Origin of the sequence: Shewanella sp. SM68 (genome assembly GCF_025653925.1) — a bacterium.
GTDB classification, from domain to species: domain Bacteria; phylum Pseudomonadota; class Gammaproteobacteria; order Enterobacterales; family Shewanellaceae; genus Shewanella; species Shewanella oncorhynchi.
Genome location: NZ_JAKKRU010000003.1, coordinates 178,504 through 198,909, shown reverse-complemented (window position 1 = coordinate 198,909; position 20,406 = coordinate 178,504). Strand labels below are relative to the sequence as shown.

Annotated in this window: 19 protein-coding genes and 1 pseudogene; 9 read left to right on the top strand and 11 right to left on the bottom strand. The window is 45.1% G+C overall.

All coding sequences use genetic code 11. The features are described 5' to 3' along the window. Nucleotides 1-124 precede the first annotated feature (124 nt). A complete protein-coding gene (locus tag L5M40_RS06460; protein ID WP_006085323.1) occupies nt 125-358 on the top strand; it encodes a DUF1289 domain-containing protein in 234 nt (77 codons plus the stop codon). Nucleotides 359-415: 57 nt separating this feature from the next. Here the strand turns inward: L5M40_RS06460 and L5M40_RS06455 are convergent, their stop codons facing one another. The 3 genes from L5M40_RS06455 to L5M40_RS06445 all read right to left on the bottom strand — a co-directional run bounded on the left by L5M40_RS06455 (nt 416) and on the right by L5M40_RS06445 (nt 3,886). Then, nucleotides 416-778, bottom strand: coding sequence for a YajD family HNH nuclease (locus L5M40_RS06455; protein ID WP_028760525.1), 363 nt, complete (start codon nt 776-778; stop codon nt 416-418). A gap of 151 nt (nt 779-929) precedes the next feature. Continuing rightward, nucleotides 930-2,906 carry a BCCT family transporter gene (locus tag L5M40_RS06450; RefSeq protein ID WP_105249669.1) on the bottom strand — a complete coding sequence of 659 codons (1,977 nt, stop codon included), beginning with the start codon at nt 2,904-2,906 and terminating at the stop codon, nt 930-932. A 398-nt stretch (nt 2,907-3,304) separates the two neighbouring features. After that, complete coding sequence (locus L5M40_RS06445; protein WP_028760527.1) at nt 3,305-3,886, bottom strand: DUF502 domain-containing protein; 582 nt, start codon at nt 3,884-3,886, stop codon at nt 3,305-3,307. A gap of 185 nt (nt 3,887-4,071) precedes the next feature. Here L5M40_RS06445 and L5M40_RS06440 point away from each other — a divergent pair, with 185 nt between their 5' ends. The 3 genes from L5M40_RS06440 (at nt 4,072) to L5M40_RS06430 (ending at nt 5,889) form a co-directional block, all read left to right on the top strand. Next, nucleotides 4,072-4,467, top strand: coding sequence for a VOC family protein (locus L5M40_RS06440; RefSeq protein ID WP_131525733.1), 396 nt, complete (start codon nt 4,072-4,074; stop codon nt 4,465-4,467). A gap of 537 nt (nt 4,468-5,004) precedes the next feature. After that, on the top strand, nt 5,005-5,331 hold the full coding sequence (locus L5M40_RS06435; RefSeq protein ID WP_263163299.1) for a hypothetical protein: 327 nt from the start codon (nt 5,005-5,007) through the stop codon (nt 5,329-5,331). A 117-nt stretch (nt 5,332-5,448) separates the two neighbouring features. Next, nucleotides 5,449-5,889, top strand: a complete 441-nt coding sequence (locus L5M40_RS06430) for a hypothetical protein (RefSeq protein ID WP_263163301.1) — start codon at nt 5,449-5,451, stop codon at nt 5,887-5,889. Between the two features lie 637 nt (nt 5,890-6,526). On the opposite strand, the gene phoU is transcribed toward L5M40_RS06430, so the two are convergent. From phoU to L5M40_RS06410, 4 genes are all read right to left on the bottom strand, one after another. Continuing rightward, on the bottom strand, nt 6,527-7,237 hold the full coding sequence (gene phoU, locus L5M40_RS06425) for a phosphate signaling complex protein PhoU (RefSeq protein ID WP_028760530.1): 711 nt from the start codon (nt 7,235-7,237) through the stop codon (nt 6,527-6,529). Between the two features lie 70 nt (nt 7,238-7,307). After that, the gene (gene pstB, locus L5M40_RS06420) at nt 7,308-8,126 is read right to left on the bottom strand and encodes a phosphate ABC transporter ATP-binding protein PstB (protein ID WP_028760531.1); all 819 of its coding nucleotides are present in this window, start codon (nt 8,124-8,126) and stop codon (nt 7,308-7,310) included. Between the two features lie 33 nt (nt 8,127-8,159). Further along, nucleotides 8,160-9,818 carry a phosphate ABC transporter permease PstA gene (gene pstA, locus L5M40_RS06415; RefSeq protein WP_105249674.1) on the bottom strand — a complete coding sequence of 553 codons (1,659 nt, stop codon included), beginning with the start codon at nt 9,816-9,818 and terminating at the stop codon, nt 8,160-8,162. A 59-nt stretch (nt 9,819-9,877) separates the two neighbouring features. Further along, nucleotides 9,878-12,136 carry an ABC transporter permease subunit gene (locus tag L5M40_RS06410; protein ID WP_263256430.1) on the bottom strand — a complete coding sequence of 753 codons (2,259 nt, stop codon included), beginning with the start codon at nt 12,134-12,136 and terminating at the stop codon, nt 9,878-9,880. Nucleotides 12,137-12,336: 200 nt separating this feature from the next. Between L5M40_RS06410 and L5M40_RS06405 the strand changes: the two genes are divergently transcribed. From L5M40_RS06405 to L5M40_RS06395, 3 genes are all read left to right on the top strand, one after another. Next, nucleotides 12,337-12,837: a glycine cleavage system protein R gene (locus L5M40_RS06405; RefSeq protein ID WP_028760534.1), complete on the top strand. Its 501-nt coding sequence runs from the start codon at nt 12,337-12,339 to the stop codon at nt 12,835-12,837. Nucleotides 12,838-13,306: 469 nt separating this feature from the next. After that, a complete protein-coding gene (locus L5M40_RS06400; protein WP_168823092.1) occupies nt 13,307-13,960 on the top strand; it encodes a DedA family protein in 654 nt (217 codons plus the stop codon). Between the two features lie 161 nt (nt 13,961-14,121). Further along, on the top strand, nt 14,122-14,943 hold the full coding sequence (locus L5M40_RS06395; RefSeq protein ID WP_105249677.1) for a DUF2797 domain-containing protein: 822 nt from the start codon (nt 14,122-14,124) through the stop codon (nt 14,941-14,943). A gap of 249 nt (nt 14,944-15,192) precedes the next feature. Here L5M40_RS06395 and L5M40_RS22580 read toward each other — a convergent pair. After that, nucleotides 15,193-15,865: pseudogene (locus L5M40_RS22580) on the bottom strand (DUF4136 domain-containing protein). Between the two features lie 400 nt (nt 15,866-16,265). Here L5M40_RS22580 and L5M40_RS06380 point away from each other — a divergent pair. Both L5M40_RS06380 and L5M40_RS06375 read left to right on the top strand, forming a co-directional pair. After that, complete coding sequence (locus tag L5M40_RS06380; RefSeq protein WP_263256425.1) at nt 16,266-16,859, top strand: LysE family translocator; 594 nt, start codon at nt 16,266-16,268, stop codon at nt 16,857-16,859. Nucleotides 16,860-16,885: 26 nt separating this feature from the next. After that, nucleotides 16,886-17,440 carry a DUF1415 domain-containing protein gene (locus tag L5M40_RS06375; protein ID WP_168823098.1) on the top strand — a complete coding sequence of 185 codons (555 nt, stop codon included), beginning with the start codon at nt 16,886-16,888 and terminating at the stop codon, nt 17,438-17,440. 229 nt (nt 17,441-17,669) lie between these two features. On the opposite strand, the gene L5M40_RS06370 is transcribed toward L5M40_RS06375, so the two are convergent. From L5M40_RS06370 to L5M40_RS06360, 3 genes are all read right to left on the bottom strand, one after another. Then, nucleotides 17,670-18,197, bottom strand: a complete 528-nt coding sequence (locus L5M40_RS06370) for a DUF4303 domain-containing protein (protein WP_219234201.1) — start codon at nt 18,195-18,197, stop codon at nt 17,670-17,672. 121 nt (nt 18,198-18,318) lie between these two features. Beyond that, nucleotides 18,319-18,792: a RhsIA family immunity protein gene (locus tag L5M40_RS06365; RefSeq protein WP_259563264.1), complete on the bottom strand. Its 474-nt coding sequence runs from the start codon at nt 18,790-18,792 to the stop codon at nt 18,319-18,321. A gap of 185 nt (nt 18,793-18,977) precedes the next feature. Next, nucleotides 18,978-20,264, bottom strand: a complete 1,287-nt coding sequence (locus L5M40_RS06360) for an acetyl-CoA hydrolase/transferase family protein (protein ID WP_263256422.1) — start codon at nt 20,262-20,264, stop codon at nt 18,978-18,980. Nucleotides 20,265-20,406 lie beyond the last annotated feature (142 nt).

Sequence of the window (20,406 nt, the reverse complement as noted above, 5' to 3'; positions counted from 1 at the left end):
GGCTGAGCAAATCTGCCCTACGGATGACTTTATGCGAAAAAATGTTAGTATCGCGCCCATTAAAAGCACTCAACCTGACTGTTAACTGCAAACCGCAGTCAGCAATACCCTGAAGAGGACACCTATGCTTTCACCTTGCGTCGCACGCTGCGGTTTAAATGACGAAGACTACTGCATGGGCTGCTTTCGACATATCGATGAAATCGTCAGTTGGCGTACGAGCAGCGAAGCACAACAAGCAGCCATTTGTCAGCAACTTCCCGCCCGTAAAGCTTTATTTGAAGGCAGTGAAAATCAGCATATTTTAAGCCGTGATAAATGGTTAGCTGCCGAGGCGCGTTTAACCGACAAGGACTAAACCCCATCCGCTAACGCCACCCTCTGCGCAAGCTCATCCTGCTAACAGCCCACAAGACTATTTTTTCAGCATTGATTTCAAGTCAGCAAAGGGATTGTAGGTCGCCGCGGCTTGTTTGGTCTCAGTAGTGCTACCGTAGCGGATCAATTCTTCAAAACGGGAATGTTCGTTATCGTGGCAATAAAGACATAATAATTCCCAGTTTGAACCGTCTGACGGGTTGTTATCGTGGTTATGATCCCTGTGATGTACAGTCAGTTCACTTAAGTTTTTTGGGGTAAATTCGCGGGTACAGCGGCCACACACCCAAGGATAGAGTTTTAACGCTTGCTCACGGTAACCGCTCTCACGCTTAGCTTTGTACTCCCGCGCATCGGCTAATACTTTATCTAACTTACTCTGGCCTGGCACTGATGACATAGTGTAATCCCTAAAACAAACCCTAAAAAAATTGCCCCAAGGATAATCCGAGTTATCACTTGGGGCAATATATCCCGCACTTTGCGGGTTAATGGTGCACGATTTGTAGACGTAAATGGCTAAGCCGACTTACGTTACAAGCTTACGTTACTTAACTTACGTGGGCATGATCGGCATTCGACAGATGCAAATAGTGTAAGTATTTTTCATACTGAGTCACCACATCCGCGAGGATTTGCTCTTCGGTATAACCCATCACATCGTAATGCTGACCACCTTGTTCAAGGTACACTTCGGCGCGGTAATACAAGGTATTTCCCTGCTCGATTTCAGTCCCTATTGGGTTAGTGATGTCAAAACAACGCGTTCGTACACCGTAAACAAAGGGTAAATTCACCTCATTGCTGATCACTAATCGCACGCGGCCATCTAAGTATTCAAGATCGGCCACTATGCCTTTAGCCATAAAGTGTTGACACACCTTAGATAAAGCGGGCGTAGCCACATTATTCAAGAACACTTGCGCTTCTTCATGGGTAGGATGCGAGACTAAAACCCCAATACGCTCTTCCCAGCTCATATTAGTTTTGGCGTATTGCACACTAGTATTGTGTAACTGCACGCTATTAATCTTCAGCCAATCATTTTTCAGGGCTTTAAATAGGCCCAGACACATGAATAGCATCACCACTAAGAACGGCATAGCACTGGCGATTGCCGCCGTTTGCAGCGCCTGTAACCCACCCGCTAACAACAATACCGATGCCACAACCCCTTGCAACAGGGCCCAGAAAATCCTCTGCCATACGGGGGCATTGTTATCACCTCCCGAGGTTAGATTATCAATCACTAAGGATCCCGAATCCGACGAGGTCACAAAGAAAGTGACAACTAAACAAATCGCAATTCCAGAAAGTAACGTAGGAAACGGCATGTGCTCGAAAAACACAAACAAGGCCACTGACACATCGGTATTCACCGCCTCGGCAAGATAGGTCGCGCCGTGATTCATAATCGAATCAATCGCCGTATTACCAAATACCGTCATCCACAGAAAGGTCAGCGCCGATGGCACAAATAACACACCTATCAAAAACTCACGGATGGTACGGCCGCGACTCACACGCGCAATAAAAGTACCGACAAAAGGAGACCAGGAAATCCACCAGCCCCAATAGAGCAAGGTCCAGCCTCCGAGCCAATCTTCCTTATGTTCATAAGCGTACAAGTTAAAGGTTTTGCCCACTAAATCACTTAAGTAACTACCGGTATTCTGCACAAAAGCCTGCAACAGCATAACCGTAGGGCCAAGGATCAAGACGATAAGCAATAAAATAATCGCGAGACCCAGATTGAGTTCGCTTAAGCGTTTCACGCCTTTATCGAGACCAGAAAATACCGATAATGTCGCCAATAAAGTAATGCCGATAATCAAACACACCTGCACTACAGCATTATTGGGTAAGCCTTCGAATAAATAACTCAACCCAGAATTGACCTGCAACACCCCAAAGCCCAGTGATGTCGCCACCCCAAACATAGTGCCAAGCACAGCAAAGGTATCCACTGTATGGCCAATAGGACCATAAATGCGTTCACCAATTAAGGGATAAAGCGCACTTCGCGGCAGTAGCGGTAACTTATGTCGATAAGAGAAATAGGCCAGACTCAATGCCACCACAGCGTAAATCGCCCAAGCATGCAGTCCCCAATGGAAGAAAGTGATCTTCATCGCCTCTTTTGCGGCAATAAGACTCTCAGGGGTTGCATCCGGCGGCGCCAGATAGTGCATCACAGGTTCGGCTACCCCAAAAAACATCAAACCTATGCCCATACCCGCCGAAAACAACATGGCGATCCAGCTTTTATAGCTGTAGTCTGGCACTGAATGATCTGGTCCTAGTTTGATATCGCCGAAGCGACTGACCATGACAAATATGATAAAAATCAGGAAAAACGCCACACTTAGAATGTAAAGCCAACCGGCTTTCATTTCTATCCATGACTGCATTGATCTAAAAAAGGTGTTTGCCTCTGTGGGCCATACTGCGCAAATCATCACCATCAAGATGATGAAAAAGACCGACGAATAAAATACCGGCGGATTAATACTAGACTTGATGGACATTGACTCTCCCTATTTCTAGCGGGTTCACACTCCAAATATCTCAACATACCAACGGCGAGATAGGACAAAACTTATACTTAAAGTTTGGTTAATACTGCGTGGCTCATCTATGACCAGTATGGGGGAAATCCCAAAGATCATGGCAACGACTCGCTATGGCTAAACGCGACAGGATCTGAACAACGGGATTAACAACACTCGACTTTTTTAAGCCAATGATTGATGGATAAACAGAATTAACACCACTAAGGCAGCTAACACCCGCCTTTAGCATAAAACAAATATATTACTAGAATATTCAGCATAAAAAATGGCGACCATATTGGTCGCCAAAAAATTATACCACAAAAATCATCAAATTTAATTTTAAACGCTAAAACGCACAAACCTTCATCGGATTACTTAGTCGGTGACTGCGAGATACCAGCAGTTAAATTGAAGCGCATCGCCTCCTCAAACGACCAATCAACCATAATTAAATCATCCCGCTTAACTAAGCTCGTCACGCCCGCCATTTGATAACTCAATTGGAACAACACAGGCACCCAATCGCCCTCTGGTAGCGCATCTAACAATGGCTGTGGCGGCGTATCCGTCATAATAAAGCCCACCACAAAACTGCCATTCGCCTGTTTCACTAACACTGTCTTTTGGCTTGTTGGCTTACCATCACGATTCATCAAAGAGGCGATATCACGGATACTGCCATAAACCGATTTAAACAATGGGAAACGCATCAACTGGCGCTCAAGCCAACCATAAAGCCACACAATAGGACTGACAGAAAACAACAGGCCCACGGCAAAAACTAATGCCACCACCAGCATAAATCCCGCGCCGACAAAGTGTTGGTTTATCCCTACCAACTCTAAAATTACAATTCCTAAACCATCTAACGATACAAACAACGACCAAAACAGCCACAAACTCAAGGCCATAGGTAATAGATTCATTAAGCCGCGGGCTAAGGTTTTTTTCATCACACTCTCATTCAGTCATAGGGATACAGAAGGCATAAAATATTTACGCAAAAAACGCCACAAATGCTACCACAGAGTCACTTTTGCACCAGCACATGATGTAAGGTATCTGGCAGTAATAGTCTCGAGCATAGAGACAGCGTTCAAATTCAGGGCCCACTCTGAGCCATTCTAAGGAAAGTAAAATGCGCGTAACCCGCTTAGATCATTTGGTGTTGACCGTAAAAGACATCGCCGTCAGCGTCGAATTTTATCAAACCGTGCTCGGGATGAAGAAAGTGGTATTTGGCAATCAACGTATAGCGTTAAGTTTTGGCGACCAAAAGATTAACCTGCACCAAACGGGCGCAGAATTTGAACCTAAAGCCGCAGCAGCCACGCCCGGCAGTGCCGATCTGTGTTTTGTGGTCAGCCACAACATAGAAGAAGTGATCGCCCATTTAAACGCACTTCAGATTGAAATCATTGAAGGCCCAGTGCTACGAACCGGCGCCACAGGCCGGATAAACTCTGTCTATATCCGCGACCCAGATTATAACCTGCTTGAGTTATCAGAATATCTGCCCGCCTGCACAGGATAAGCGAAGTTAAAAACTTCATTTGAATTTTTTAATCAAAGTCAAAGTCGTGGGGCTTCACCCCACACCCGACCAAGGAGGACTGCTCGTCATATCCTCCTTGGATGCTCCAAGACGCCCCTAACGGAGTTGAAAGCCCCTTGTGCTCATAGCCCAAATAGCTATCGCTTCCGAAGGATGCGTCCCTGCACCAGCTAAAGCTAGTCGGTCATCCATGACCGAACTCACGCACTCTTTATTAAATCAAGAGCTCTATTCGCCCTGCGGCAACTCCGAGGGGATGGCGTATTCCTTAGAATTTTGAGTCATTAGATCACAATTCATCAGCAAAAAATAAGCGAGAGAAATAATAAAGCTAAAACGATATCAAGTAATTACCCATCAAACTGTATAAAAAACTGCTACCGCAAAAAAGCAAATTCCTATAGCATAATTTTACCAATTGACTCGGATGTGGCAGCGGCCAAGTCCAACAAGCGATTTATGCCCTGCAAACAGCACAGCGCATAAATACTAAGACGTTATGAGCCATCAGTAAGCATGATTGAGCAAACTATTAGACATATCTACTCACTTCTATTAAGTGAAAATTATGATGAATTAGAGCGGTTTACCAACGGATCTCGTATGTCTTCAAATGAAATTTGTGAGGCGATTTTAGAATACGGTTATCAGCTGGTTTCGTATCCAGACAACCTGAAACTAAACATCGTAGAAGTAAAAAATAGTAGCCCAAGAGAATGGAGTGTAGTTGCACCAATCTACACCTCTGAGGAGGGTTTATCCGATTTGAGTATTGAGCTGTCACTAATAGAAAATGGCAAAGAACTTTATAAATCAGAGCTAGACAATATTCGTGTGCGTTAGTCAAGCTCATAACAAGTCAAAGCACTCGGACTTGGTAAAGCAGTCACCTTTTTTGTTCCCCAAAAGCCGCCAACTTCACCAAGCTAGTGTTTTAGGCGTTATAAGCCATAGGAAGGTATGGAGTTTTTAATTAAGCCTCATGATGGAATTGGGCCCATCAAACTTGGAATGTCTAGAAAACAAGTCAAAGTGCTATTCGCTGCTTTTTTTACTTTGTCCGATGGGGCTAGCGATTTCTATTTTGATAGTTGCCTTCAAATTGAATTTGAAAACGATTTAGTAGACTTTATCGGTGTATCTCAAAACGATAATTACCAACTTATGTTTGGTGGTATCGACGCATTTGATGTTGAAGGCATAACTTTGTTTAATGCAATTTCCGCTAATGAATCGGAGAGTCACTCGTTTAATGAGTCGGAGTATATTTTCCCTGAACAAATAGTTACTCTCTGGGACATGGACGAACAATACGATAACCTTGGCGATCACAAACGTAAAGTTTGGGCACAGGTTGGTATTGGTACTAAGTCCTACCTTAAAGTGGCAAATGGCTTATAACAAGTCGCTTAAAATGGACGCAAAACAGTTGGCTTGCGCTAATTTTAGCAAACAATTTAGCACCCGTTAGCGAGGCGTTATCCATAGAAATTTTAATCCGGAACTGACGAGTTCGAGTTAAGGCTTTAACTCAAAAATGTCCAAAAGTGTGTTGCGTATGTCTTTTAAATCTACAGATTACACGAATGCACAAAAGGTGAGCCATGGTGATTAGCGAGACGACCGTCCGCCCCATGGACGTGGCGGTCGAGCATCCAAAGATGGACTTGCTGCGTGTCGGTGAGTAAGTACCATGGCAAGCCTATATGTGTGGATACCAGCCAACGCCTAGCAACTAAAATTACAGCTCACTCAGCTATAATAGCCCTGCAGAATTTTCCAATGCGTTTTTACCAAATCGAATTGACTCATTATTGCTATTAGTCCTGTCAAATCAGTCTATAAAAGCAGTCTATAAAAGCAGTCTATAAAAGCAGTCTATAAAAGCAGTCTATAAAAGCAGTCTATAAAAGCAGTCTATAAAAGCAGTCAGCATTTATTAAACCACATTTAAAAGCCCTAAAAGCAAAACGCTCCACAGAGACTGTGGAGCGTTGTATTCAGCGAATGGCATTACAACAGCAGATTAATGCGTGTGTTAGCCTTTCATGTCTTTTTCCATATCTTCGTAGGAAGTATGGCGAACGTCTTTGCCTTTCACGTAGTAGATGATGTATTCACAGATATTTTTACAGCGGTCACCGACACGCTCAACTGCACGTGCAGCCCATAATACGTCGAGTATGTCTGGGATTGAACGCGGATCTTCCATCATATAGGTCATTAACTGGCGAATAATGCCTTCATATTCACGGTCAAGCTTAGCATCTTCTTTATGCAGCTCTAACGCGGTATCGGCATCCATACGGGCCAAGGCATCTAAAGTCGCATGCAACATCCGAGTCGCATGACGCCCCATATTTTCAATGCTAACTAACAAAGGCTGCTGATTATTCAAACGTTTATCTAATGCCGCTTTTGCAATCCGCACACAGGCATCACCAATACGCTCAAGATCGGCGATAGTTTTTGAAATAGCGATAATCAAGCGTAAATCACTGGCAGCAGGTTGACGCTTAGCAATAATACGCGTGCATTCTTCGTCAATGGAAACTTCCATCGCATTGACCTTATGATCGCCTGCAATCACCCGCTGGGCTAACTCGGCATCGAGGGCACTTAAGGCATCAATCGCTTGCTCCAGCTGACGTTCAACCAAGCCACCCATGGCGAGCACTCGATTACGGATATCATCCAGCTCAGCGGTGAACTGACCCGAAATGTGCTTACTTAAATTCATGTTTTCCATTGCGTTCCAACCTGTTACTTAACTGTTGACCCATACCAAGCCGTGGTGGCCTTATCCGATACTCAAGCGATTAACCGTAACGTCCTGTGATGTAATCTTCAGTCTTACGTTTTTTCGGCGTGGTGAAAATCGTATTAGTATCAGCATATTCAACTAATTCACCCATATACATAAAGGCCGTTTGATCCGATACCCGCGCCGCCTGTTGCATGTTGTGAGTCACGATAACCACAGTGTATTTCGTCTTAAGCTCAGTGATTAACTCTTCAATCGTCAGCGTCGAAATCGGATCGAGTGCCGATGTTGGTTCGTCGAGTAATAACACTTCTGGCTCAATGGCTATCGCACGGGCAATCACCAGACGTTGCTGTTGACCGCCAGATAAACCAAAGGCGTTATCGTGCAATCTGTCTTTAACTTCGTCCCAAATCGCCGCGCCGCGCAATGAACGCTCAGCCGCTTCGTCGAGTTCACGACGGTTATTCAGCCCTTGCAATCTCAAGCCATAAACAACGTTTTCGTAAATCGACTTAGGGAAAGGATTTGGGCGTTGGAACACCATACCGACATTACGGCGCAGGGCCGCGACGTCAATCTTTTTGTCGTAAATATTCTGGCCGTGCAGCAATATCTCGCCGCCGATATGACAATTATCAACTAAGTCATTCATGCGGTTAATACAGCGCAATAGTGTCGATTTACCACAACCACTGGGGCCGATAAAGGCAGTAACTTGCTTCTTGGGGATCTTCATCGATACATTAAACAGCGCTTGCTTATCACCATAGCGCAAATCTAAGTTACGGATCTCCAGCGCGGTGTCGTTCTGGCTTAAGTTAGCTAAATCAAAGTTATTGGTTTTCATTGCTGTCGAATCTATAGAAATCATATTTAGTCCTAATACTTTCAGGATAATCGCTGATTAGTGCTCAAGCGAACGATATTTTTCACGTAAGTGGTTACGCACGCTAATGGCCGTCAAGTTGAGTGCCACAATCACAGACACCAGCAAGAAAGAGGTCGCATACACCAGAGGACGTGCCGCTTCAACGTTAGGACTCTGGAAGCCCACATCATATATATGGAACCCTAAGTGCATGAACTTACGTTCTAAATGCACAAACGGGAAGTTAAAGTCCAGTGGTAATGTTGGCGCTAATTTCACGACACCCACCAACATCAGCGGTGCCACTTCACCGGCAGCACGAGCGACCGCTAAAATCAAACCTGTCATGATCGCTGGACTCGCCATCGGGATCACAATCCGCCACAGGGTTTCAGCCTTAGTCGCGCCCAATGCCAAACTACCTTGACGTACTGCGCTTGGAATACGACTTAACCCTTCTTCAGTCGACACAATAACCACAGGCAGCGTCAAAATCGCGAGGGTTAATGCCGACCAAATCACCCCTGGCGAACCAAAGGTAGGAGCAGGCAAAGCTTCAGCGTAAAACAATTGGTCGATGGAACCGCCCATCATGTACACGAAGAAACCTAAACCGAATACACCATACACAATCGAGGGCACACCCGCTAAGTTGATTACCGCAATACGGATCATCTTAGTAATAGGGCCTTTCTTAGCATATTCATGTAGATAAACTGCCGCAACCACGCCAAATGGCGTCACGATAACCGCCATCAACATCACCATAAATACAGTGCCGAAAATCGCGGGGAACACGCCGCCCTCAGTGTTGGCTTCACGCGGATCGTCACTCATAAAGCGTCCAATACCGACAAACCACTTACCAATTTTGCCTATGAGTCCTAAGTGATTCACATAGGTCACATCAAGAACGGTATCGAGCTTCAGTTCAACTTCTTCGCCGCGCATATCTCGGACAATAACTGAGTCACGCGCCGCATCATCACGCAGGGCAAATAACGCCTTTTCAAGCACTAAGTAATCTTCTTGCAGTTGAGCTCTCTTGGCGACCAACTCAGCTTTAACACTGTTGGTCAGTTCCCCATCCAGCTCGAAACGACGCTCCTGCAAACGCAATTTTTCAATGGCGTAGTTAATCGAGCCAATATCTTGCTTCTGCAAATCAACCGCTTTGTCCGATAAGGCAACAGCGCGTTCGATATGCTCCATTAAGGAGGATTCAATCGCATCATTCACTAAATCAAGACGCTTGCCATTTTCAATCACGGCTATCGGATAACCGTAGAAGTTACCGTTTTTAGCCCGCTCGATCAGTGCGACCTCGCTTGGCACAGAACGGCTAACAATGTCCGTACCTAATATCCAGCGGAAATCCAAACCCACAAATTCACGGTTACCGGTTTTCACTAAGTAACGGGTCACAAACTCGCCCGGGTGTTGCTTAAACACATGGCCAGCAGCAATCAAACGCTCAGTCGGTACTTCTTCCCTATCGTAAACCTCACCAATTAAGGTCGAACGTACACCCGTGTTATCTTCAAGCTCCCACTGGTAAACGGTTGCAGGCCAAAAGTAACTTAAGCCACGCCATGCGATTAACAATAATAAGCCTAAGACGGCAATCAAACTGATGCTCACGGCACCGCCCGTCATCCATATCCATGGCGAGCCTGATTTTACCCACTTACCCATTGCACAAACCTCTCAAGGTCACTGGCGAAATAGTATTTAATGTCATTGTCTTATCCCCGTTACAGCGAGCTATAGCGTTCACGTAGACGCTGTCTCACCACTTCTGCAATGGTGTTAAAGAAGAATGTAAAGATGAATAGTACGAACGCAGCAAGGAAGAGCACACGATAATGCGAGCTACCGATAGCCGATTCAGGCATTTCAACCGCAATGTTTGCCGCCAAGGTTCGCATCCCTTCGAACACGCTCCATTCCATGATGGCAGTGTTACCGGTGGCCATCAGTACAATCATGGTCTCGCCAACGGCACGGCCAAGGCCCATCATAATGGCCGAGAAAATACCCGGACTGGCGGTTAACAACACTACGCGTGTCAATGTCTGCCAAGGCGTCGCACCTAAGGCTAAGCTGCCGTTAGATAAATGACGCGGTACAGAGAAAATAGCATCTTCAGCGATGGAGAAAATCGTTGGGATCACCGCAAAACCCATGGCAATACCGACCACCAGCGCGTTACGTTGGTCGAAGGTGATCCCCAGTTCGTTAGTGATGAATTGACGGGTATTACCATCAAACAGCGCCACTTCGATGATTGGGCTGACCGCAAAAGAGAACCACCCCACGAAACAGACCACAGGGATTAACATCAGCTCTTGGTACACTTCGGGTAAACGTTGTTTCCACTTACCCGGCAACCTGCTCCAGCCATAGGCAGACGTGAGTATCGAGGTCGGCAATAAGATCAGTAGAATTAAAATGCCGGGGAGATGCTCTTCAATCAATGGCGCTAACCACAGACCCGCCAAGAAACCTAAAATCACCGTTGGTAAAGCTTCCATGATTTCAATGGTCGGTTTCACGAAACCGCGTACCTTAGGCGACATAAAGTAAGCCGTGTAAATCGCACCAGCAACGGATAAAGGCACGGCAAATAACATGGCATAAAATGCCGCTTTCATTGTGCCGTAGGCCAATGGCATTAAGCTCAACTTAGCTTCAAAATCATCAGAACCTGAGGTCGATTGCCATACATATTGTGGCTCTGGATAACCTTCATACCACACCTTGTCCCACATGGCGCTCCATGACACTTCTGGGTGGGAGTTTTCCACACTGAAGATATGCAGCTTTTTGTCCGCCTCAACGACTATGCCGTTTGAGCGTGGGGTAAAGCCCATTTTACCTGGGTTTTTAAGGTCAAACTTTGCATCAAACAGTTCACGATGACTCGTAGTATAGAGTAGGGTTAGCTCACCCTCAGGGCTCACTGTCGCGAAACTCTTACGATAAAACTCAGAGGTAATCGAGCTGATGGGCGGTAAGTCATCAAACTGACGAATCTCTTGATATAAACGCCCTTTTTCACCATTAACTTGGAAGTACTGCGCCACAATACCTGTGTCATAACTGACCAGTAATGAACTCGCTCCCGCCAGCAAAGCCACGTTATTGACTTGTGCCTTCGCACGTTCAACATCAATCACCTGCAGCAGATCTAAACTGTCAGTATCACGGATGTCGTACACGAAAATTTTATTGCCAGTTTGCAACATCAATTGACGTTGATCAGGCGTCATCAGCTCGTGGGAGACTTTCTTCGGCGCATCTTGAATTTGTGACGTCGTAGAAACCCACTCCACTTCTTCAGTCATCATGTTCTCTTGCCCTTCGAGACGAGTGAGGCGCCAAACACTACTCTCATCTTGATAAGCAAAACTCATTTTGTCTGAGCTATAAGTAAAGGTCAGCTTATGAATCGCGCTGCCTGTCTCATCGACTGTTATGGGGGTTTCACCTGCGGGATAACGCAGTTTAGGTGTGATTAAACGTTTGTTATTGGGGTACGTTAAACCAAACTCTAGGCCCGCCACTATGACCTGACCATTACTTAATCCCAGCGCAAAACGTTGTTCGCTCGGTACAGCAACGGCGGCGCTGGTGACGGTAACACCCGCAGGTAACGTCGGGGTAAAGCTAGAAAGTAAGCTACCGTCGGCAACAGTATAGAAGTCCACTTGACCATGAACGCTCACACGGTACATCACCTCATTTTGCTCTTCAGCACCCACCATTAAGGTCGGCACATCCGCGTGTTGATAGCTCACACTCTTAACGGGTGTGACATCAGCACTGTCGAAAATGGGTTTAATCACATACAACAGATAAAAGAAGATCAACAATAAGGCGACAAATACCATAGTGCCGCCGATAGTGACGCTGATTTGCGCCGCTTTATCCTTAAATGCCCTGCGATTCGAGCGTCCGCCTTTAAGCATACTGTGCGATGCAGAACCAGGTTGAGTGACCTGACTTTCCATTAAGAACCTCTATTATTAATAGCTAGCGAGTTTTTTCGCTAGGATTTGCCGAGTGCTATGCTTACACTGTTTGAACGTAAACTGAGCAATAACAACATCCTTTATTCTAAGTGCGTTGGATTATATGACGCAAAGATGACAGTTGTGTTACACCCCGTTTTAAAACAGGTGCCTTTTACAAAAAATAGGAGTCAGTCACTATGCTACGATACTTAATCACACTACAAGCACCTGATAGAAAAGGATTAGTAGAACAAATCGCCCATGCTGTGAGTCGTCATGGCGGCAACTGGCTCGACTCAGAATTACGCCATATTGACGGTGTCTTTGCCGCGATATTGTTACTCGAAGTGCCGTCACTGCGCATGGACGAGCTTATTGAGGCCCTAGAATGCATCGATAGCCTGTCCCTCACCTACTCCAAAACCTCGGTCGCCCTTAAGCCCATCAAACGCTTAAGTTACAACCTAGTGGCCTATGACAGACCCGGACTTGTGCTCGATATATCTAATAAAATCAATGCAATTGGCATCAATATCGAGCAGTTTAGTAGTCAATATGAAACCGCAGGCCACACAGGTATAGCTTTGTTTCGGGCGACCATCGGCCTTGGACTCACAGATCTCGCCCAAGAAGATCAACTGGTAGAATCCCTCTATGCTCTTGGGGATGATCTCGTGCTCGATAGATTAAGCCGTTAATCTTGTTTACTTTTACGGCGAGCTAACACTTAGCACACCAATATATTTAGAGAGTGCACTCGCAATGGCACTTTCAAAAAGCACTTTAAGAGCGCTTAAAGCAATGCTTAAAAACCGACATTCGCGGCAAGGTGTTCAAATTAAGTTAAGCCAGTGCAATCAATACTGGATAGTTGGAATCGTTAGAATGCGCATAGGAATCAGGCAAGTGGGTTTGTAAGTTGATGTCATCATTTAAAATTTATTAACCCTATAATAATGCTTAATATTTTTACTATAAAAAGCCCACAAAACCCGATTACTGAACCATAAACACACTAACACCAACAAAATTTAATGTTGTAACTGCCTTTCGATTCATGCTCCCTTGGTAGAATAACCCACGAAACACCATAGCTCCGGTTCAAAATTGCCGCTTTCGAGCTTTTCCATCTTTATGTTTTATCAATTATTTTAGGGAGTAGTACGTATGGAGCAGTTATACGAACTGGCCCAAGCCATGATACACAATGATCTGGCGGTTTTAGCCAATCCTAAAATCGCCCTTATGGTCAGCGCATTAATTTGTGGCTTTTTAGTGTTAGAAAATGGCTTTATTCCCACCGCATTTTTACCCGGAGATAGCCTACTCTTTCTCACTGGAGTGCTGATTTATCAAGATATTCTTCATATCGGTATTATGCCGTTATTGGTTCTAGCAACCTTTACAGGTACAGCTATAGGTTATTTACAGGGTCGATTTTTAGGGCATACCCAAATTTACCAAAAACTGCTGTCGAATATTGATATCAAACATCAGGAAAAAGCGACCCACCTAATTGATAACTATGGAGTGATAACCCTGCTACTCGCACGTTATATTCCTTTTGTTCGTACCGTTTACCCCTATATTTTAGGTGCAACGGGTATTTCTTCCCGTCGTTTTTTACTCATTAACTTCATCAGCTCAATGGTGTGGATTTTTTCCGTTGTTGGTTTTGGGTATCTCATTAGCCATACCCAATTAGCAACAAAATACCAAACACAATTTATGAGCATAATCATTTACTTGCCAGTAGCCTTGCTAACTTTCGGTATTATTGCCTTAGTGTACAAATGGTTAAGTAAAACAAAAGAGGTTTAGGTGCACTCATTCAATCGACTCACTTAGCAAAAATTCCTATCTAAACTGGCTTGGATAATCTTGTATACTGACGGCCACGCAATGACGATATAACGAAAGCGTGCACTAGAACGCATGATGAGCGACTAAGCTGCACCAGAACGCAACACATTAGGATGACCATGTTAGGAACGCTAAAAAAGATGCGCGTGCAGTTAGATGACGCGCAACAAGTGCAATATCAACTCGTTGTTGGTGATGAGTTACTCCCGCTCAATCCATTGATAGGCAAGCAATTAACCTTGACCCATACGGGTAATATCTTCTGCTGCAACTGCGGTAAAAAGAGCAAGAAGAGTTACTCGCAGGGCCATTGTTTTGTCTGTATGCAAAAGCTGGCGAGTTGCGATATGTGCATCATGAAGCCGGAAACTTGTCATTACGACCAAGGCACTTGCCGCGAACCAGAGTGGGCCCAGAGCCACTGTTTTGTGCCGCATTATGTATATCTGTCGAATACTTCGGGCGTTAAAGTCGGCATTACCCGCCACACTCAACTGCCCACCCGTTGGATTGACCAAGGTGCTACCCAAGGTTTACCGATTTTTAAAGTCTCAACAAGACAGCTCTCAGGCTTAGTCGAAGTAGAATTGGCAAAACTGGTTAATGATAAAACCCATTGGCAAGCCATGTTAAAAGGCCATGCCGACGATATCGATTTAAATGCTAAGGCTGCGGAACTGATCCCACAAATTGAGGCTAAGTTGCACGAAATCGGCATGCAAAAAGGCGATTACAGTATCGAGCGTTTGCACGAAACGATTCAGCCAATTCATTATCCAATTGACACCTTTCCGAAGAAGATCACTTCGCACAATTTCGATAAAGATGTGGTCGTCAGCGGAATTTTGCAGGGGATCAAGGGGCAGTATTTAATGTTTGATACGGGCGTGATTAACATTCGTAAGTTTTCATCCTACGAGATCACAGTCGAGCACGACTGAAACAGTCTGAAATCAAAATGGAACTTCCATCCATTAAAATGAAAAAGCGCGGCAGTTTTCACTGTCGCGCCCTTTATTGAGATGGCTGTCACTAAAGTACCATGTCCCACAGTTCAAAAATGGGAGCTAGCACCACAAACATGGGACCAAGACACCTCAATTAAGCACTAATCCCGTTTATCTGGCGAATGCTCCAACCAAAAATGCTGACTCAATTCACTTAGAACTGAACTAAAGCTCAAACGCTGACTAAGGAGCCACATTAACCGACGGCATATTGGCCAACATACTGGCAATGAGACTGTCGAAATTTTCGGTTAGCTCATCCATCTTTTTAATGTTGCCAAAACCTTGGGCAAGCACTCGCCAAATTGGCTCATCAACGCCCTGTATTTTAGTGGGTTTAAAGAGCGCTATCACCACGGTACCTTTGTCATACTTTTGGGTCGGTTGACAGCCCTGCAACCAAGCCTGTTACCGCCAAAATTTGTTCATCGCTCATTTCAGTTCCCATAGCGACGCCAAAGCCAACCTGAAAATCCGCCAGTAGTGGATCTTCAACCCAGCGATATCCCTTACTCTGCAAAGTTTGCTTTAATACGGCTTGCATGTGTTGCAACACTGGCTGCGGATCTAAGCGTTTATCTGTGATGATTTTTTGAAATTTAGGATGCCAAGTGAATGTCATTGCCGTTGACGGTAATTCACTGAGATCGCCAGACATCACGATTGTGGTTCGCAACGGCTGCGCCGCGTTATCCGTCACAGTTACGCACCCAGCAAGACCTAAAACGCTGCTAAAAAGCAGTATTAACACTCTCAAATACCGACTTAACACTCGGTCGGGAACCCAACAAGGAACTCGACTGAGCTGTCGATTTTGCACTCCACTTAGCTCACTATGTAATGATGGATTCATCATGCCCTGTTACCTCAATCTATAAAATGCTGTCTAAGGATAGTTGCTATTACTAAAACTGAAAGCTGATATCCATCATAGTGTTAAATCAGCATATTCCAATATATCTTGATATTCGTACTAACACAGAAAACCATCAAACTGCGCTAGCCCTATTCTCACGCCATTAATCCCATCGAGGCATGTACATATTTTGTTATTCTTTTTAGTTTATAAACTCGCTATGTCGTATAGGCGCGGCAACATTTAATCGCTAGAATGCCTCGCCTGCGTTGCAATCAAATGTCGCAATTATAAATAATTGCAACACAGTATTGCGTACCCTCCGATGAGTAAATCGCAGGCTCAATGCGGCAAATAATCACAATGCCATAAAACTAAAATAAAAGGTGTGGATCTATCTATGGAGTTAATACTCGCTATCGCGTTGTTTGCCTTTTCATCGGGGATCACCCCAGGGCCTAACAATATTATGCTGATGACCTCAGGGGTAAACTTTGGCGTAAAACGCAGTATTCCGCATCTTATGGGAATAAGCCTTGGCTTCCCGACTATGATCCTCGCGATAGGTTTGGGCTTGAGCGCCCTATTCCAAAGCTATCCTATCATCCATCAAGTGATTAAAGTCGTCGGCATAGGTTACCTTTTGTATCTGTCTTGGTTGATTGCCAACAGCAGTAGCAAGATGGAAGGCAAAGCCATTGCTAAACCCTTTAGTTTTATCCAAGCCGCAGCCTTTCAATGGGTCAACCCTAAGGGCTGGATCATGGCCGTGGGCGCGATTGCGACGTTCACGTCAGTACAGCAGGATTTGACCCCGCAGGTTATCACTATCGCAACGGTATTTTTGTGCGTCGCCTTTCCCTGCGCTATCGTCTGGCTCGGCTTTGGCGTAGCCCTTAAACGCATTTTGAAAAATGAGCGCCAACAGAAGATTTTTAATATCAGCATGGCGCTCTTGCTTGTGGTGTCTATCATCCCTATGATCGCCCCCTAATTTTTAAGCACGAGCAAACGACCGCCATGAACGAAATTGACATGATCACTCAACAAACCGACGACTGGGTGAAAAAAGTGATCATGAAATACAATATTTGCCCCTTCGCCAGACAAGAAGTCGAACGCGGTAGTATTCGGTATCTGGTGGTGGAACAAACTAAAGTCAAACAAGTGCTTAAGGCATTGATCGAAGAATGCCAATACCTCGACGCCCACCCCGAAGCCGAAACCACACTGTTTATTCTACCCCGTGGTTTTGAGGGGTTTTATGCTTATCTCGACCTCATCGACATGGCAACCGATACGCTTATCGAACACGAGTACGAAGGCACTTATCAACTCGCCACCTTTCACCCAGACTATTGTTTCGATGGCGAACCACAGGACGGGGCAGCCAACTTCACCAACCGCGCGCCCTACCCAACCCTGCACATCATCCGCGAAGCCAGCATGGAGCTCGCTCTCGCCAGTTACACAGATCCCGAAACCATCCCAGAACGTAACATCGCCTTTTGCGAACGCAAAGGCAGCGACTTTTTCGTCAAACTGTTAGCAGAGTGCATGGGGAAATCCTCATAACAGCCCAAATACGGCAGCTTTAATGAAATTGCGGCCCTTATCACTGAAGCGGATGAAGCCCTTTTCGATAATAACGTCAATATCCAACCAACCTATGTTGAGCTGATTAAAACGATGATTGTTAACTATGTAGGGCTTGAACAAGGCAACCAGATAATTGAGCAATTGGAAATCAGGGCCTACTAATTAACGTGGATGTTAATGATTTTAAAGTGTTTAAAATCAATTTTTATAAAAATCTATCAGCCAGCATATCAGCAACATCTTCATCATGGTCGATACTAAAGGCCATAAAACCATCGGTTTTAGGAATCGCTTGATAGACTTCAGTTTGGGTAAACTGCACTAGGCATTCGTTAAACACTGCGCGTATTTGCCGTGCTATCTCCTCCCACTCACTAAAGTCATCCTCGGGTAAGCTCTGTTGAATCGTCTGCAACTCATCCTCTGAAAGCAGGTAACATGTACTAAAACATTGATACTCCCAGTCACCTGTATTGAATTTAAGTTCTTGGATGGCCTCAGGGCTTTGGTATGACTCAGCCCATTCCCCAGACTGGTAATAGGCCAATCGCTGCTGAAAATCTGCCTCTGTATTAAAACAAAGATTTAATTCTGCGTATTCGGCATGGGTGTCAAAAGCAAAGGCATAAAAGGTTTTATCAGGATGAGCTAATAAAAATTGCTCAACCTCAACCGTTGTAAACCGCAATGTCTCGGCTTTGATTCGAGCAATAAGAGCATTATCTAATGGCATAAAATGTTCCATTTATACAATATTTTTTGTGTCTCAGTGCATCACTTAAATTAAACCGACGTTACTAAACTCAATGCTTTAGTCATTTTATACTGACGTCAAGCATTGAGATTAAGCTGAATTAAAGGATTTGTACGCTCCATTTCTCATTGCCATAGCGACGATTTTTATAGCTATCGATACGCCATTCATCGGCTTTTTTGAGAGCAATAAACAAATACTCATCTTCGAAGTTAGTGTTGGTTTTAATATAAATTTCGGCTCTGCTTTTATTTTTTAAAGTAATTTGCACTTCAAGAGGATGATCGCAACCATTAAATTTTGAAGGAAACCCGAAGGAATTACGCACTTTTCCGCCGTAAACACGGGGCTTATCGGTGCAAAAATCGTCAAATAATGGCGCTATTTGCTCACTCAGTAAAGCAAACCAATCGGTTTGCTTCGCATAATGGAATTCAGCCACTGGCAATTCCTGCCGTAGCTTATCTTCTTCGGCAGTTCTTTCGGTATAGAGGGTATTTTCGATACTGTTCCAGCGCGTACAAAAAGATAACACCCTCTCTGTTAAATATGCTTTTAATTCAATCTCATCCATTTAAATCATTGACTCCTTTCTTTATAAGTCTGTCGGTCAAAACCGCCAAGAGTTTATACCATATCGGGACAGACGAATGACTCTTTACCGCGATTAAACGACGTATTAAAACCAACCCTTTACGCTCAAACGAGCTTGCACCACTGCAAACTCGGCAGCAAGCCATAACACCATGATTTACAAGTCTATAGATTTAATCCCCACACCTCAAAGGCATCACGACTTAATTGTTCCCTAAAATCTGGGTGAGCGATGGCGATCAGCGCTTGTGCCCGTTCGCGCAGTGAACGGCCGCGTAGATTAGCTGCGCCATATTCGGTCACAATGTAATGCACATGGGCCCGAGTGGTGACAACCCCTGCGCCAGGTGATAACACGCTGGCAATGCGAGAAAGCGTGCCGCCCGCAGCCGTGCTGGGCAGCGCAATCACAGAACGACCACCTTCAGATAACCCTGCTCCGCGGATGAAATCCATCTGGCCGCCAACACCGGAATAGATTTTAGTGCCAATGGAATCGGCACACACTTGGCCTGAAAGGTCGACCTGCAACGCCGAGTTAATCGCCATCACATTGGGATTTTTACGGATAATGGCCGTGTCGTTAACTTGTTCTATGTCCATAAAGATGACCGCAGGATTATCATCAACATAGTCGTATAATTTCTGGCTACCCAGGGCGAAACCTGTGACGAGTTTTCCCGGATAAAAACGCTTCTTGCTGTTGTTAATCACACCCTTTTCAACCAGTTGCAATATACCGTCAGAAAATAGCTCAGTGTGGACGCCTAAGTCTTTATGTTCGGTTAAGCAAGACAACACGGCATCGGGGATCGCACCTATACCCATTTGCAAACAATCGCCATTACGCACCAGTTGGGCAACATTTTTACCGATCGCCAAACTCACCGCATCCCCCGTCGCGAAGGAATGAATAGGTAACGCCGCGCTCTGCTCATACACAGCGGCAAAACGGTCGATATGGATAAAGCTGTCGCCATGGGTTCGCGGCATTTGTGGATTAATATGAGCGATGATCTTACCCGCGACTTGGCAAGCTGCGAGCGTTGCTTCAACCGAAATGCCTAAGGAACACATGCCATGCTTATCGGGTGGCGACACTTGGATAATTGCGGTATCAATTTTTTGCTCACCGGAACGAAATAACTTAGGCACTTCAGACAGGAAAATCGGCACATAATCCGCGTCACCACTTTGCAGTAATGCCCGCGTTGGCAGCCCACCGAAAAAACATCGATGGCGTAAATGCCCCTGTAAACTGGGATGGCTTAAGGATTCGGCGCCTTCAGTATGTAACTGTAACAGGGTGAGATTTTCTTTGGTGAGTGCATGTTGCGCCAACGCATCTAATAAAATGCACGGAGTGGCGCCCATGGAATGAGTCCACAGCGTCTCGCCGCTTTGAATTAAAGCAACCGCATCGAGCGCGCTATGACAAATGATTGGAGGCATAATGAATTCCCTTCGCTAAGCATGATGGCGGAAATCGCCCTAGCGGCAGTGTAAGGGATATCCTAATTAAGCAACATCGATTTCAATGGCTTAGCGCGACTGTTTACTGATAATTTGCGCTATATCAAAACTCGGCACTTTG

Bases quoted from the DNA above. Each gene is read 5' to 3' on its own strand.
- L5M40_RS06460 (WP_006085323.1), top strand. From the start codon at position 125: ATGCTTTCACCTTGCGTCGCACGCTGCGGTTTAAATGACGAAGACTAC.
- L5M40_RS06455 (WP_028760525.1), bottom strand. From the start codon at position 778: ATGTCATCAGTGCCAGGCCAGAGTAAGTTAGATAAAGTATTAGCCGAT.
- L5M40_RS06450 (WP_105249669.1), bottom strand. From the start codon at position 2,906: ATGTCCATCAAGTCTAGTATTAATCCGCCGGTATTTTATTCGTCGGTC.
- L5M40_RS06445 (WP_028760527.1), bottom strand. From the start codon at position 3,886: ATGAAAAAAACCTTAGCCCGCGGCTTAATGAATCTATTACCTATGGCC.
- L5M40_RS06440 (WP_131525733.1), top strand. From the start codon at position 4,072: ATGCGCGTAACCCGCTTAGATCATTTGGTGTTGACCGTAAAAGACATC.
- L5M40_RS06435 (WP_263163299.1), top strand. From the start codon at position 5,005: ATGATTGAGCAAACTATTAGACATATCTACTCACTTCTATTAAGTGAA.
- L5M40_RS06430 (WP_263163301.1), top strand. From the start codon at position 5,449: ATGGAGTTTTTAATTAAGCCTCATGATGGAATTGGGCCCATCAAACTT.
- phoU (WP_028760530.1), bottom strand. From the start codon at position 7,237: ATGGAAAACATGAATTTAAGTAAGCACATTTCGGGTCAGTTCACCGCT.
- pstB (WP_028760531.1), bottom strand. From the start codon at position 8,126: ATGATTTCTATAGATTCGACAGCAATGAAAACCAATAACTTTGATTTA.
- pstA (WP_105249674.1), bottom strand. From the start codon at position 9,818: ATGGGTAAGTGGGTAAAATCAGGCTCGCCATGGATATGGATGACGGGC.
- L5M40_RS06410 (WP_263256430.1), bottom strand. From the start codon at position 12,136: ATGGAAAGTCAGGTCACTCAACCTGGTTCTGCATCGCACAGTATGCTT.
- L5M40_RS06405 (WP_028760534.1), top strand. From the start codon at position 12,337: ATGCTACGATACTTAATCACACTACAAGCACCTGATAGAAAAGGATTA.
- L5M40_RS06400 (WP_168823092.1), top strand. From the start codon at position 13,307: ATGGAGCAGTTATACGAACTGGCCCAAGCCATGATACACAATGATCTG.
- L5M40_RS06395 (WP_105249677.1), top strand. From the start codon at position 14,122: ATGTTAGGAACGCTAAAAAAGATGCGCGTGCAGTTAGATGACGCGCAA.
- L5M40_RS06380 (WP_263256425.1), top strand. From the start codon at position 16,266: ATGGAGTTAATACTCGCTATCGCGTTGTTTGCCTTTTCATCGGGGATC.
- L5M40_RS06375 (WP_168823098.1), top strand. From the start codon at position 16,886: ATGAACGAAATTGACATGATCACTCAACAAACCGACGACTGGGTGAAA.
- L5M40_RS06370 (WP_219234201.1), bottom strand. From the start codon at position 18,197: ATGCCATTAGATAATGCTCTTATTGCTCGAATCAAAGCCGAGACATTG.
- L5M40_RS06365 (WP_259563264.1), bottom strand. From the start codon at position 18,792: ATGGATGAGATTGAATTAAAAGCATATTTAACAGAGAGGGTGTTATCT.
- L5M40_RS06360 (WP_263256422.1), bottom strand. From the start codon at position 20,264: ATGCCTCCAATCATTTGTCATAGCGCGCTCGATGCGGTTGCTTTAATT.